This is a genomic window from Ruegeria sp. YTSA108 (assembly GCF_059610185.1).
On the sequence record NZ_JBXWND010000003.1, the window covers coordinates 300821 to 315046 of the forward strand.

Annotated in this window: 12 protein-coding genes; 7 read left to right on the forward strand and 5 right to left on the reverse strand. The window is 57.7% G+C overall.

Going from position 1 to position 14226, the window contains the following annotated elements; translation table 11 throughout:
- Nucleotides 1–6: 6 nt before the first annotated feature.
- The 5 genes from AC2FHW_RS06780 (at nucleotide 7) to AC2FHW_RS06800 (ending at nucleotide 5220) form a co-directional block, all read left to right on the forward strand.
- The gene (locus AC2FHW_RS06780; protein WP_142635750.1) at nucleotides 7–1353 is read left to right on the forward strand and encodes a substrate-binding protein; all 1347 of its coding nucleotides are present in this window, start codon (nucleotides 7–9) and stop codon (nucleotides 1351–1353) included.
- 96 nt (nucleotides 1354–1449) lie between these two features.
- Nucleotides 1450–2481 (forward strand): branched-chain amino acid ABC transporter permease, encoded by a 1032-nt coding sequence (locus AC2FHW_RS06785; protein ID WP_142635752.1) that lies wholly within the window; start codon nucleotides 1450–1452, stop codon nucleotides 2479–2481.
- Nucleotides 2482–2484: 3 nt separating this feature from the next.
- Nucleotides 2485–3690, forward strand: coding sequence for a branched-chain amino acid ABC transporter permease (locus AC2FHW_RS06790; RefSeq protein ID WP_142635754.1), 1206 nt, complete (start codon nucleotides 2485–2487; stop codon nucleotides 3688–3690).
- 9 nt (nucleotides 3691–3699) lie between these two features.
- On the forward strand, nucleotides 3700–4455 hold the full coding sequence (locus tag AC2FHW_RS06795; RefSeq protein WP_142635756.1) for an ABC transporter ATP-binding protein: 756 nt from the start codon (nucleotides 3700–3702) through the stop codon (nucleotides 4453–4455).
- 9 nt (nucleotides 4456–4464) lie between these two features.
- The gene (locus tag AC2FHW_RS06800; protein ID WP_142635758.1) at nucleotides 4465–5220 is read left to right on the forward strand and encodes an ABC transporter ATP-binding protein; all 756 of its coding nucleotides are present in this window, start codon (nucleotides 4465–4467) and stop codon (nucleotides 5218–5220) included.
- A 324-nt stretch (nucleotides 5221–5544) separates the two neighbouring features.
- Here the strand turns inward: AC2FHW_RS06800 and gph are convergent, their stop codons facing one another.
- On the reverse strand, nucleotides 5545–6210 hold the full coding sequence (gph, locus tag AC2FHW_RS06805; protein WP_142635760.1) for a phosphoglycolate phosphatase: 666 nt from the start codon (nucleotides 6208–6210) through the stop codon (nucleotides 5545–5547).
- A 220-nt stretch (nucleotides 6211–6430) separates the two neighbouring features.
- On the opposite strand from gph, the gene hemP reads away from it, so the two are divergent.
- Both hemP and AC2FHW_RS06815 read left to right on the forward strand, forming a co-directional pair.
- On the forward strand, nucleotides 6431–6598 hold the full coding sequence (hemP, locus tag AC2FHW_RS06810; protein ID WP_142635762.1) for a hemin uptake protein HemP: 168 nt from the start codon (nucleotides 6431–6433) through the stop codon (nucleotides 6596–6598).
- A complete protein-coding gene (locus tag AC2FHW_RS06815) occupies nucleotides 6595–7071 on the forward strand; it encodes a hypothetical protein (RefSeq protein WP_142635764.1) in 477 nt (158 codons plus the stop codon). The genes hemP and AC2FHW_RS06815 overlap by 4 nt, the downstream gene beginning before the upstream one ends.
- A 52-nt stretch (nucleotides 7072–7123) precedes the next feature.
- Here the strand turns inward: AC2FHW_RS06815 and AC2FHW_RS06820 are convergent, their stop codons facing one another.
- The 4 genes from AC2FHW_RS06820 to AC2FHW_RS06835 all read right to left on the reverse strand — a co-directional run bounded on the left by AC2FHW_RS06820 (nucleotide 7124) and on the right by AC2FHW_RS06835 (nucleotide 14134).
- Complete coding sequence (locus AC2FHW_RS06820) at nucleotides 7124–10189, reverse strand: aminotransferase class III-fold pyridoxal phosphate-dependent enzyme (protein ID WP_496821673.1); 3066 nt, start codon at nucleotides 10187–10189, stop codon at nucleotides 7124–7126.
- A gap of 108 nt (nucleotides 10190–10297) precedes the next feature.
- A complete protein-coding gene (locus tag AC2FHW_RS06825; protein WP_496821674.1) occupies nucleotides 10298–11170 on the reverse strand; it encodes an NAD(P)-dependent oxidoreductase in 873 nt (290 codons plus the stop codon).
- Nucleotides 11171–11267: 97 nt separating this feature from the next.
- Nucleotides 11268–11657, reverse strand: a complete 390-nt coding sequence (gene cueR / locus AC2FHW_RS06830) for a Cu(I)-responsive transcriptional regulator (RefSeq protein WP_271948231.1) — start codon at nucleotides 11655–11657, stop codon at nucleotides 11268–11270.
- Complete coding sequence (locus AC2FHW_RS06835) at nucleotides 11654–14134, reverse strand: heavy metal translocating P-type ATPase (RefSeq protein WP_496728572.1); 2481 nt, start codon at nucleotides 14132–14134, stop codon at nucleotides 11654–11656. Before AC2FHW_RS06835 ends, cueR begins: the two co-directional genes overlap by 4 nt.
- Between the last annotated feature and the right edge of the window lie 92 nt (nucleotides 14135–14226).

Sequence of the window (14226 nt, forward strand, 5' to 3'; positions counted from 1 at the left end):
GAATGAATGACTAATAAATCTGTCACACGCCGCGGCGTGCTGAAGTCTGGTGCTGTTGCCGGTACCGGTCTGGCCCTACCTACGATTTTTACTGCATCGTCGGCTGCTGCATATACTAACGAACCTTCTGGGTCGTCTGTCACATTGGGTTTCAATGTTCCGCAGACCGGGCCTTATGCAGAAGAGGGTAATGATGAACTGCTGGCACAGCAGCTTGCAGTCGAGCATCTGAACGGTGAGGGAGATGGCGGTTGCCTGAACACCTTTACGTCCAAGGCCCTGAAAGGGAACGGGATTCTTGGTAAAAAGGTCGGGTTCGTAACCGGCGACACCCAGACCAAATCGGACGCCGCACGCGCATCGGCCAAGTCGATGATCGAAAAAGACGGTGCGATCATGATCAACGGCGGCTCGTCCTCGGGCGTGGCTGTCGCAGTTCAGGGTCTGTGTCAGGAAGCGGGCGTGATCTTCATGGCTGGCCTGACCCATGCCAACGACACGACCGGTAAGGACAAGAAGGCGAACGGTTTCCGCCATTTCTTCAATGCTTATATGTCGGGCGCTGCTCTGGCGCCGGTTCTTGCTGCCGAAATGGGCAGTGAACGCCGGGCCTATCATCTGACCGCTGACTACAACTGGGGCTGGACTCAGGAAGAGTCGATTGTGGCCTCGACCGAAGCCCTGGGATGGGAAACGGTCAACACGGTCAAAACACCGCTCGCGTCGACGGACTTCTCGTCCTATATCGCGCCGGTTCTGAACTCGGGCGCGGATGTGCTGGTTCTGAACCACTATGGCGGTAACATGGTGAACTCGCTGACTAATGCGATTCAGTTCGGCCTGCTCGACAAGGTGGCCAACGGCAAAGACTTTAAGATTGTCGTGCCGCTGTATTCCGAACTGATGGCTGCCGGTGCTGGCGAGAACATCAAGGGCGTGCTGGGTTCGATGAACTGGAACTGGCAGCTGCAAGACGAAGGCACCAAGGCCTTTGTGAAATCCTTTGGTGAGAAATACGGCAAGCCGCCGTCCAATTCGGCTCAGACCTGCTATGCACAGGTTCTGCTCTATGCAGATGCGTGCGAACGAGCGGGTACCTTCAACCCCTGTGGTGTCGCCGAAGCGCTGGAAGATTTCGAGTTCGACGGTCTGGGCAACGGGCCGACCTGGTATCGTGGTGCAGATCATCAGTGCTTTAAGGATGTGCTGGTGGTGCGGGGCAACGAGAACCCGACCAACGCCTATGACACGCTGGAGATCGTCGAGATCACCCCACGCGCGCAGGTCGAATACGATCCCGAGCACCCGATGTTTGCCGGTGGCGAACTGGGTAAATGCAATCCGGGCGCGTAACACAAGCGCGAGAATTTTCGACGAAAATTCTCTGACCTAGAAAACGGGCTCTCCCGCCTATGGGGGAGTCCACTGGACAGGCCAAAGGTGGGGACTATGGACGCCATTCTTCTGCAAATTCTGAACGGGTTGGACAAGGGGTCGGCTTATGCGCTGATCGCGCTTGGCCTGACGCTGATCTTCGGAACGCTTGGAGTTGTGAACTTTGCCCATGGGGCGCTGTTCATGATTGGTGCGTTCTGCGCCGTGTCTTTGCAAAAACTCTTTAACTTGAGCTACGTGACCCTTGATGAAAGTCAGAAAGATTTTCTGGGCAACCCGCTGAAGGTTGAAACCCCGTATATAGAGGCCTGGTTCGGCCCCGAGATTGGCGCGTCAATCATAGATTGGTCCGTTCCTCTGGCTGTCCTGTTCGCGATCCCGATCATGTTGTTTGTCGGCTACGTGATGGAGCGCGGGCTGATCAAACATTTTTACAAGCGCCCTCATGCGGATCAGATCCTTGTGACTTTTGGCCTGGCGATCGTGCTGCAGGAGATCATCAAATATTTCTTCGGTGCCAATCCGATCCAGACCCCGCCCCCCGATATGCTGAGTGGGTCTGTTGATCTTGGCATCATGGTTGGATTCGATCCCAACGCCATCATCTATCCGATCTGGCGGCTGGTCTATTTCGGGTTTGCCGTTGGCATTATCGGAGCGGTGTTCTCGTTCCTGCAATTCACAACCTTTGGCATGGTCGTGCGGGCTGGCATGGCAGATCGTGAAACGGTGGGCCTGCTGGGGATAAATATCGACAGGCGGTTTACCATCATGTTCGGGATTGCGGCCGCGGTCGCGGGTCTTGCCGGGGTGATGTACGGGCCGCTCAACCCCCCGAATTATCACATGGGCATGGACTTTCTGGTTCTCAGCTTTGTGGTTGTGGTTGTGGGGGGGATGGGCTCATTGCCGGGCGCGGTTTTGGCCGGGTTCCTGCTGGGCGTGCTCGAAAGCTTTGCGTCGACCACCTGGGCCACGACCACGATCCCCGGCATCAACCAGATCATCATCTACCTTGTCGCCATCATCGTGCTTTTGACCCGTCCACGCGGGTTGATGGGGCGCAAAGGCGTGATGGAGGAATAAGCCATGTTGGGACTGAACAAGAGAGATACCAGCCTGCTGATCATCGTCGCCATACTGACCCTGTTGGCGCCCTTTATCCTGAACCCGTTCCCCGAAGGCAGCGCCATGGCGCAGTTCAACGCGGGCTATCCCGATTTGATGCAGCGGTTCGTGATCTTTGGGATCTTTGCGATCGGCTTCAACATTCTGTTTGGATTGACCGGATACCTGTCCTTTGGCCATGCGGCCTTTCTTGGGGTGGGGTCGTATTCCGCAGTGTGGATGTTCAAACTGCTCAGCTATAACGTCGTTCCGGCCATCGCGCTCAGCGTTCTTGTCGCCGGGGTGTTTTCGCTGCTGATCGGATTTGTCAGCCTGCGTCGGTCGGGCATCTATTTCTCGATCCTGACGCTGGCTTTTGCACAGATGAGCTTTGCACTGGCCTATTCGGTGCTTTCGAACCCAAAATTCAACCTGACAAATGGTGAGACCGGCTTGCAGGTCTATGCGGACGATCCGCAGATCCTGCAATCGGCCAGCGCGCCGAACCTACCGCATCTGTTCGGCATTCCCATGCGCGCGACCTATACGTTGGATGTAGGTGCCTGGAGCTTTGACTTTAACGCGGGCTATTACCTGTGTGCGGTGATCATGATGGCGGTGTTCTATCTCTCTATTCGCATCTTCCGCTCGCCCTTTGGCATGATGCTGCGGGCGGTGAAATCCAACCAGCAGCGGATGAACTATACCGGCCTGAACTCCAAACCCTACACGCTGGCGGCCTTTGTGATCTCGGGCATGTATGCCGGTCTGGCGGGGGGGCTGATGGCCGCGATGGACCCGCTGGCGGGGGCCGAACGGATGCAATGGACCGCCTCGGGCGAGGTGGTTCTGATGACCATTCTGGGCGGTACAGGGACTCTGATCGGGCCGGTACTGGGAGCAGGCTTTATCAAGTATTTCGAAAACATCTTCTCGAAGATCAACGACAATGTTCTGCACAGCTGGTTCGCTTTCCTGCCCGATGGGCTTGAGGACGCGGTTGTGTTCCTGATCCATCCGTTCATCGGCAAGGGTTGGCATCTGACGCTGGGTATCCTGTTCATGCTGGTGGTGATCTATCTGCCGGGTGGGCTGGTTGAAGGTGGTCAGCGGCTGATGGGCTGGTTCAAGCGTAAGAAACCGGGCGCCGATGATGCCCCGAAGGGCAAAACCGAGCCAGCGGAATAAGGGGGCACCATGGCAATTCTACGAGTCAAAGACGTCAGCAAACGCTTCGGTGGCCTCAAGGCGCTGTCGGATGTGAACCTCAACGTCGAAGAAAACTCGGTCCACGCGATCATCGGCCCGAACGGTGCGGGCAAGTCAACCTTGCTGAACTGTTTGGTGGGAAAGCTGATGCCGGATACCGGTTCTGTTTTGTTCGACAACAATTCTGTTCTGGGGTTGGAACCCTATCAGATCAACCAGATGGGTATCAGCCGTGTGTTCCAGACGCCCGAGATTTTCGGCGATTTGACTGTGATGGAGAACATGTTGATCCCGATCTTTGCGATGCGGGACGGCGCGTTTCGGATGCACGCCTATGAAACCATCTCCAGTGAAAAGGCGATTGTCGAGCAGGCCGAGGCGATGCTGTTAGAGATGAACATGGCTGACAAACGCGAGATGCACGCGGCATCGCTGTCACGCGGGGACAAGCGACGACTTGAGATCGGCATGTGCCTCAGCCAGAACCCGCGCCTGCTTTTGCTGGACGAACCCACCGCCGGGATGGCCCGGGCAGATACCAACAACACGATCGACCTGCTCAAACAGATCAAGGACGAGCGTGACATTACCATCGCCATCATTGAACATGACATGCATGTGGTGTTCAGCCTGGCCGAGCGCATCACCGTTCTGGCGCAGGGAACACCTCTGGTCGAAGATACGCCAGAAAACATCCGCGGGCATCCCAAGGTTCGCGAAGCTTATCTGGGTGAGGCCGCGTAAGGAAAAGCAATGAACGAGAAACCTGACTTTTCGAAAAACGCCAATATGGCCAGCACCGCCCCTGCGTTTTTGTCGGTGTGGGACATGCATTCATACTATGGCGAAAGCTATATCGTGCAGGGCGTCAGCTTTAACGTGCACGAAGGTGAAATTCTGGCCCTGCTGGGCCGGAATGGTGCTGGCAAGACCTCGACGCTCAGATCCATCGCGCGGGTCAGTGACCCCGAGGTGCGTCATGGTGAAATCTGGCTGGATCACAAGCCGCTGCACAAAATGACCAGCTATGAGGCCGCCGCCGCAGGCCTTGGCCTTGTGCCAGAGGATCGCCGTATCATCCCCGGTCTGACGGTCGAAGAGAACCTGCAACTCGCCCAGATCGCTCCACCTGTCGGCTGGTCGCTGGAACGGCTTTATGAGCTGTTCCCAAGGCTGGGTGAGCGCCGCAAGCAAGAAGGAATTACCCTGTCTGGCGGAGAGCAGCAGATGCTGTCGATTGCGCGGGCTTTGGCACGGGACATCAAGGTGTTGCTTCTGGATGAACCCTATGAGGGGCTTGCCCCGGTGATTGTGGATGAGATCGAAAAGACTCTGCTTCACGTCAAACAGCAGGGTATGACCACGATCATTGTCGAGCAGAACGCGGTGCGCGCCCTGGAATTGGCGGACCGTGCGATCATTCTGGATACGGGCAGCATCGTGTTTGATGGAGCCGCCAGCGAGGTGTTAGAGAATCCACAGCTGCGCGAGGAATATCTGGCAATCTGAACATGCGGATTCAGCAATTGTTCTGAACCGTCGGGCGGGGTGTTCATCCCCGCCCTTTTTCGTTGTTCAGCTTTCGATTGGCGGTGTCCTGGGGCCGGGTCACCAACGGAAAATGACAATATTCAACGAATTTCTGGAATTTACGGATAGTTTATTATGTAATTTCAATACCCTATCTAGGGCTACGGGAAACCCCCTATATCTTTGATTGGAGCGATTCGTTAACTTCAAATCATCCAAGGAGTTTCCAAGGACCTACCACTTTTCCCCCTTGAGGGGCTGGCTACTTACCCCCTCGGCCGGCCCCTCACTAGTTGGGGGACATCAACCCAATTCCCCCAAAAGCTCACTTACAAGCGCAGGCACTTCGTGCCAGTCGGCGAAGTTACGGGTATGATACAGTTCAGAAACCGGGCTTTTCCGATAACCTTCCGTGAATAGCAAAAATGGCACCTGGGCCCGTTCAGCGGTTTCTGCATCGACCTCACTGTCACCCACGAACAGGCGCGGACCTATAGCGGCCACTGCTCTAAAACTTGCCTCAAGATGGGCTGGGTCTGGTTTGCGCGTGGCCAGGCTGTCACCACCCAGGGTGGCATCGAAATGATGGGTCAGGCCCATCGACTTCAGAACATGGTCAGCCGGTGCTTTGGGTTTGTTTGTACAAACACCCAGAACACATCCCATCTGGCGCAGCTGTTCAAGCGCTTCGGCCACGCCGGGGTAGACGACGGTTTTGTCGCTGGAGGCTGCGTTGTAGTGGGTCAGCGTCAGTTCCGATAGCTCGGCATGGCGATCCATAGGCAGGTCGCAATGAAACATCATGCGTTCTACCAATTTCGGGAGGCCATTGCCGACGAATTGTTTGATCGTGTCCTGGGGCAGGGGCGAGACACCAGTGTCCCGCAGCATTGCATTCGCAGCGGCGGTGATGTCCGGAAGGCTGTCGACCAGTGTTCCGTCCAAATCGAACATAATTGTAGCGCTCATTGAAATCCTTGCCTCTGAAGCTGCACCGCAAGTCCTAACTGGTGTGTTCAGGCAGTGCAATTCAACCCGGTTGCGAGAGTGGGATATTGAGGCTTGACATACCTGACTAAAATAATCAGATTATATTTCAAGCCATCAGCAACCCCAGAAACGGGCCAGCCAGATACCTGAAAAGTAAACCGATAAGGCGCATTGCCCGAAACCTTCCGGAGTGATCCTGATGAATGTTCAGAACCCGAATCCCAGCCAGTCTTTTGCCGTATCAATGCTGCCTGCACATAAGGCTGAAGATCTGACCAAAGGGGGCAATCTGGCCCATATCGAGCTGGGCGATCAGCTGTACACCTTGCGCATCACGCGCGCGGGCAAACTGATCTTGACGAAATGAGCGCGCCTGCAGCCCGGGGTGGCGCGACCGTTGGCCGTCTGTCCGACCTAAGCCCTGTCGAGGCCGGTGCGGTCATGTATCTGCGCCTCTGGGGGGACGGAATGCAAACGCGTATGGATGCGGCGCAGGACTTTCAAATCGCCCTGGGTACGGATCAGGGCCGGGCAGCGATGTTGACGCTGGACCGGCTGTGCTCGCTTTGTGCCCATCACGGGCGGCGCCCGCTGATCCGGCATGGGTTGGGCTGTGTCTGCCTTGGCGCGGATGAAAACTGTTTCGCCCAGATGATTGCGGCGGCATCAGAAGGCGCGCGCGAAGACGCTATGATGATGGCGTCCCTGATCGTCCGTCCCGATTTTGCCCCCGCATTGGCCGCTTTGTCTGAGGAATTAGGGCTGGCTTTGCGACGCATGACGGTCTCGATCCCGATGCCAACCCCAAGACATCAGAACCCCACTGCCACGCTGCACTAAGCAGCAGGGCAGGTGCAGAACCCCGGCGAATGCGCGCCGGGGTTCCGTGCCCTCAGCAGCAGCCGCACCCTGCGTGGTGATGGTCATGATCGCATGAGGGTGGCGGGCTGTAATCACCAACTTCTGCCAGCACATCCCGTAATGCCCACAGGATCATGTCCACATCTTCCGCCTCGATCGTCAGCGGCGGGCGAATTTTCAGGATGCTGTCCTTTGGGCCTTCGCTGCCAATAAGAATCCGGTGGTCGCGCATCCGGTTCTTGACATATTTGCAGATCTCACGGCCTTCAGAGCCATCGGGGTTGATCAGTTCGACTCCAACGAACAGGCCCATGCCGCGCACATCACCGACAGATCCGAAATCGGTCTCGATCTGACGCAGGCCTGTCATCAACCTGTCGCCCATCAGGCGGGCATTGTCCTGCAAGCCTTCATCATCGACGATATCCAGAACTTCTTTGCCGATGCGGCAGGACAGGGTCGATCCGCCAAAGGTCGAAAAGAACTCGATCCCGTTGTCAAAGCTGCGGGCGATCTCTTTGGTAGTAACCAGAACGCCCAATGGATGACCGTTGCCAATGGGTTTGCCCATGACCACGATATCCGGCAGCGCGCCTTGATGCTCAAAGCCGAAATAATATTCGCCCAGACGCCCCAGACCTGTCTGCACCTCGTCGGCGATGCAGACACCACCAGCGGCGCGGATTTTCTCATAAACCGCGGGCAGATAGCCTTTGGGTGGTATGATCTGCCCGCCAACTGAAGGGAAGGTCTCGGCAATGAAACCGGCAACGCCCTGACCTTTGTCCTGTAGGGCTGCAATCGCTGGGTCCACTAGATCTGCAAACTTCTGGGCGCGATCGGGGTCGTCGCGCCGGTAAGACCCTCGGTAGTCATCCGCGACCTCAACCAGTTCCACCCAATCCGCCTGACCAACTCCGCCCGGTTTGTTGAACTTATAGGCCGAAATTGCCACGGCGGCGTTGGTATTGCCGTGATACCCATGATCGGGCGTCACGATCCCTTTGGCGCCGGTATGGGCGCGGGCCAGCCGCAGGGCGAGCTCATTGGCTTCGGTGCCGGAATTCACAAAGAAGCAGACCTCGAGGTGATCGGGCAGCTTGGACAGAACCTTATCGGCAAAAGCCGTCTGGGCCGGATGCAGATACCGGGTGTTGGAATTCATCCGCTTGAGCTGATCTGCTGCGACAGCCTGAATGCGCGGGTGGGCGTGGCCCACATGGGGTACATTGTTATACGCATCCAGATAAGGGCGACCCCATTCGTCAAACAGGTGATGCTTCCAACCGCGTACCAGCATGACTGGATCGTCATAGGTCAGGGACAGGTTGCCTCCGAAGTGGTCCTGCCGTCCCTGCAGGATCGCCTGTTTATCGGTCGGCCGATAGAACACCTTGTCATCGGGAAGGTTCAGCAGAGCCGCCGGATTCGGGCAGACGGCGTGCCACAGTTCAAGCTCGTCAGGGTCGCCAACACCCGGCCAGTTGGCCCGCATCCCGTTCGTAGTCAGGGCCAGCTGGAAATGTACATGTGGGGCCCAGCCCCCGTTCTGTGTGACATCCCCAAGCCGTGCAAACGCCGCTCCCTGTGCGACTGGATCGCCCGGGTTCAGCCTGTCGCAGACCTCGGGGTCCAAATGTCCGTAGAGTGTATAGAACGGATCGCCTTGGGGTGTTTCGTGATGCAGGATCACCACCCCGCCATAGTCAAGGTGACTGTCGCGATTCTCGACCGCCTCGACCCGGCCACTGATCGGGGCATTCAGGACAGTGCCAGCAGGCGCGAACACATCCACCGCCAGATGCACGGTGCGTCGGTCCGAAGCTTTCCATGGCCCTTTGCGGAACCCCGGCTCTGCGTAAATCAGGCGGGGTTCATTGTAATATCCCAACCAGAATTCTGTGCCATATTCCTCGCCAACACGTGCCGCCTCGGCCAGGGGCATGTGGAAAGGATTTTGCGGCCACACCGAGTTTTCGACCGATAGCGAGCCAATGGGCACATCTTTTAGACCCTGCCCAAACATCTCGGCGAATTGACCGCGATGCGCGGACAGATAGGCGTGGATGCGCTCGGCCCCATCGGTGACCGGTAGACTACAGGCGACGCGCAGGCGCGCTGGCATCAATCCGCCATTGACGCTTTGGTCCTCAAGAAACCGCCAGGCCGGCGCCTGACTGATGGTGACATAAGGATCATCCGGGTTTTCAAGGGCCATCAGGGTCGAGTTCACAACCGACACAGCCAGTCGCATACGCAAGAGAGGCCAGATCAGTTCGACTTCGTCCGCGCGCAGGGGGTTTGCCGCCTGATAGCCGCGCACCAGTGCCGCCAATGCGCGTTCGGGTTGCGGATGATCCAATACGATATAGGCCCCGGCAATCGCCAGATCGCAAACGCGTGGCGCGGCACACATATCGCCAAGGTCAATCAAGCCCGACACCCCCGGGCGCTGGCCAGGCTCTGCTTCGACCAGAACGTTATAGTCATTGGCGTCATTATGAATCGCCTGACTGGGCAAGCCTGCCAACTTGCCCGATATCGCATTGAATTCGGAACATATCTCGGCCAGCACTGCCTGCCGCGCGGGGCTACTAACGGCGTCCAGATGCTGTTCGATCCACCCTGCCTGCGTCAGATTCCATTTGAAATCGCCCCGGGCCAAACCCTCATGCGTGAACCGCTCTAATGCGCGGTCTGTAGCACCCAGAACGCGACCCAGCTTTAGGATCAACTCTTCGGATTTGGGTGCCGATTTCGCATAGCATTGCCCAGGCAGGCATTCCAGCAACCAAACAAGGCGCGGTACCCCCTCGTGATCTTCGATTCGGGGCAGATAGCCCCTCTGCAAATCGGGAAACACTGTAGGAAATGGCAGCCCTGGTGCTTCTGAGGCGATATGTTCTAAGGCTTTGACCTGCAGGTCCACAAGCTCTGCTTCGCATCCGGGGCGCATGACTTTCAGCACATAATCCTGTCCGTTGGTTGCCCGGACCAGAAAATTAAGATCGTATTCGCCGTCCAATCGGGTCAGCCGCGCGTCCAGCCCCCAGTTTTGCCGCAAAGCATTAGCCCAAAATGCGATGATGTCGTTCATTTGAAACCCTGTCCCAGTAAACCGGGGTCCTTTTCATCTGGCTAAAAATATCTTCGGGAGTGAATTGGCCCTGCGGGCCAAGAGGGGGCAGACAGCCCCCTTTTCCCGTTACCCCAATGCGCGCAACCGTTTAATAAGCGAGGAAGTATCCCACCGATTCCCGCCCATTTTCTGCACATCCTTATAGAACTGATCAACCAAAGCCGTCACCGGCAGGGATGCCCCTGTTTCATCTGCGGTATCCAAGCAAATTCCCAGATCCTTGCGCATCCAGTCCACCGCGAAACCGTGCTCGAAATGATCGTCCAACATGGTTTCATAGCGGTTCGCCATCTGCCAACTGCCTGCGGCCCCCTGACTGATCACTTCCACAACCGCCCGGCCATCCAGCCCGGCTTTTTCGGCAAAATGCAGCGCCTCGCTGAGGCCCTGAACCAGTCCGGCAATGGCGATCTGGTTGCACATCTTGGTCATCTGACCGGCGCCACTGTCCCCAATGCGGCGACAGATTTTGGAATAGACCTGCATAATGGGCTCGGCCGCGTCATAGGCAGCCTGATCCCCCCCGCACATGATCGACAGAACGCCGTTTTCAGCCCCGGCCTGACCGCCCGAAACCGGCGCGTCCACAAAGACAATCCCTGCGGCTTTGCCCGCGCCATAAAGCTCTCGGGTTACCTTTGCTGAGACGGTCGTATGGTCGACGAAAACCGCGCCGCTTGACATTGCGCCGAAGGCACCATCGTCGCCGGCGCAGACCATGCGAAGGTCATCATCATTGCCCACACAAGCCATGACAAACTCGGCTCGCTCAGCCGCCTCGCGCGGGGTAGCGGCCATTGAGCCGCCATATTGGGCGACCCAAGCCTCGGCCTTAGCGGTGGTTCGGTTGAAAACCGTGACCTCATGACCTGCAGCCTGCAGGTGGCCGGCCATTGGATATCCCATGACACCCAAACCAAGGAACGCAACTTTTGCCATTTGGTGAACCTCTCTGCTGTCCGGGTCCGGTCAGACGCCGCAAGCCGGATTGTTTGGCAGAGACAAAGCAAAGCTGAAGACAAAGGGCAACCCCGTGTCAGGGTTGTCGGCCCAAATCCTTCAGGATCGGACAATCAGGCCTGTCGTCGCCGGCGCAGGCGTCAATTAAATGACCCAACGTATCGCGCATCGCATTAAGGTCGGCAATCTTCGCTTCGATCTGGACCATATGCGCGCGGGCAACCTTCTTCACATCAGCACTTGCGCGGGTTTCATCCTCATACAAGGCCATCAGGGTCCGGCAATCTTCGATCGTAAATCCCAATGCGCGGGCCCGGCCTAAAAAGTTCAGTTTGTGCACATCCTGACTGCGGAACCGGCGATAGCCATTATCATCGCGCAGCGGTTTGATCAGTCCGATATCTTCGTAATAGCGGATGGTCTTGGCCGGGAGACCGGTTTGGTTGGAAACGTCGCCGATATTCATGACGTCACCATTTGTGGAGCCGCCGGGTGTGATCCCTCGGGCAGGCTGGCGCGAACCCTGCGAAGTCGCAACGCGTTGGTGACGACAAAGACGCTGGACAAAGCCATGGCTCCAGCCGCCAGAACCGGGGAAAGAAGCGGGCCGCCAAAAGGATACAGAATCCCGGCGGCGACAGGGATCAGCAAAACATTATATCCAAACGCCCAGCCCAGATTCTGTTGGATATTGCTCATGGTCCGGCGACTGATTTCGACTGCATTGGCAACCGCGCGCAGATCGCCCGACATCAGCACCACATCCGCCGTTTCAATCGCCACATCTGTACCCGTGCCGATAGCGATGCCGACATCCGCCGCAGCCAATGCCGGGGCGTCGTTAATCCCGTCACCGACAAAGGCCAGCTCTCCGAACTGGTCGCGCAGGGCGTTGATTGTAGCGAGCTTTCCGTCCGGCAGGACCTCGGCTGTGACATGATCGATGCCCAGCTTGTCTGCCAAAGCCTGCGCAGTCAGGGCGTTGTCCCCGGTGACCATCGCCAGCGTTAGGCCCATAGTGTGCAGCCGGTGCAAAGCTTCGATCGTGCCCGGTTTGACCGGATCCGAGACCGTAAGAAGTGCCGCAGCCTGACCGTTGATCGCGACGAATACGGGGGTTGCCCCTTCGGCGGCATGCTGGTCGGCCTGTTGGCTCAGCGCGGATAGATCAATGCCGTTCTGCGCCATTAATCTGGGTGAGCCGATCAGCAGATCGTGCCCATCGACAGACGCGCGGGCGCCCAGCCCAGTCAACGATTCAAAGCCGGCGATAGGGGGCAGGTCCGCCGGTCCGGCCCGCGTGATGGCCGTGGCAATCGGATGCTCGGATCGCGCCTCGACCGCAGCGGCCAGCCGTAAAACGGTATCGCGGTCAAACCCATTTATGGTCGTGACATTCGCCAGTTCAGGGCGCCCCAGTGTCAGAGTCCCGGTCTTGTCCAAAGCGATGATCTTGGCCTGTTGCAACTGCTGCAAAGCATCGCCTTTGCGGAACAGCACGCCCAGTTCAGCCGCGCGCCCCGTGCCCACCATGATCGACGTCGGAGTCGCCAGCCCCATGGCGCAGGGGCAGGCAATGATCAAAACCGAAACCCCTGCGACCAGCGCCATCGGCAAGGCAGGCGCAGGGCCAAAGATCAGCCAGATCGCAATGGTCAGTAGGGCAACGCCAATCACAACGGGAACAAACCACGCCGTGATCCGGTCGACTAGCCCCTGTATCGGCAACTTGGCACCCTGAGCTTGCTGAACCATCTGGATGACCTGCGCCAGCACCGTTTCGGACCCAACACGCGTGGCGCGCACGCGCAGCGCGCCCGTGCCGTTGACCGTGCCCCCTATCACCTGATCTTCGGCCGATTTCCCTATAGGAACGGGTTCGCCGGTAATCATGCTTTCATCCACGTATGAGGTGCCGTCCAACACCTGAGCATCGACTGGGACGCGCTCTCCGGGTCGGATCTGCAGCACATCGCCAACCAGTATTTCGGATATGGGTCGATCGACCGTGCCCCCGTCCTGTTCTAGCCGGGCTGTTTTCGGTTGAAGCCCGACCAGTTTGCGAATGGCGGCCCCGGTCCGGCCTTTTGCCCGCGCCTCCATCGCGCGACCCAGCAGGATAAGGACCACGATGACCGAGGCGGCCTCGTAATACACATTTGCACTGCCTTGTGGCAGAACCTGAGGCGCAAAGGTGGCCAGGACGGAATACAGATAGGCGGCACCGGTTCCCATCGCGACCAGAGCATTCATATCAGGTGTCCCGCGCAGCAAGGCCGGGATACCCTTGGCATAGAACACCCTTCCGGGGCCGATCAGCAGAACCGACGTCAGGACAAACTGGATGATATGGCTGGTCTGAATCCCGATTGTTGCCTGAACCCAGTGATGAAAGGCTGGGATCATGTGCCCACCCATCTCGAGTATAAACACGGGCAAAGCCAGCGCCGCAGCGATCAGGGTGGTGCGGATCAGCGCAGAGGCTTCGCCCGGTTTCTCATCGTTGCTTTCGGCCATCCTGGAAGGGTGCGCCGGATAGCCCGCTTTAGTGCTTAGCTGCGCCAGCTTCACAGGATCAGTTGCCCCGTCGGCAAAACGAATGGTCGCGGTTTCAGTGGCCAGGTTGACCCGAGCACTTATGACGGCCGGATCTGCGCAGAGTGCTCGTTCAATCCTTGCGACGCAAGAAGCACAACTCATTCCGTCAATCTGCAGAACGGCTTCTGCCACTGACACCGGATAACCAGCTTTGTCCAGCGCGCCGGTCAGGTCGCTGATCGGCCCGTCATAAGTGACCTGTGCAGTCTCGGTTGGGAAGTTGACCGAAGCCTCGGTAACCCCGGGAACATTGCGCAACGCAGATTCCACGCGGCCTACGCAGGATGCGCAGCTCATTCCGGTGACCTTCAGTCTGATAGTATGTGAGTTGGCCAATCGACTCATCCTGTCCTGTTTTCAACCCTAGATGGGGGTTCCAGTCACAGGAAGGTCAAGGGCAGAGATCATGATTCAGGCACAATCTTTTGTTTCGAGGG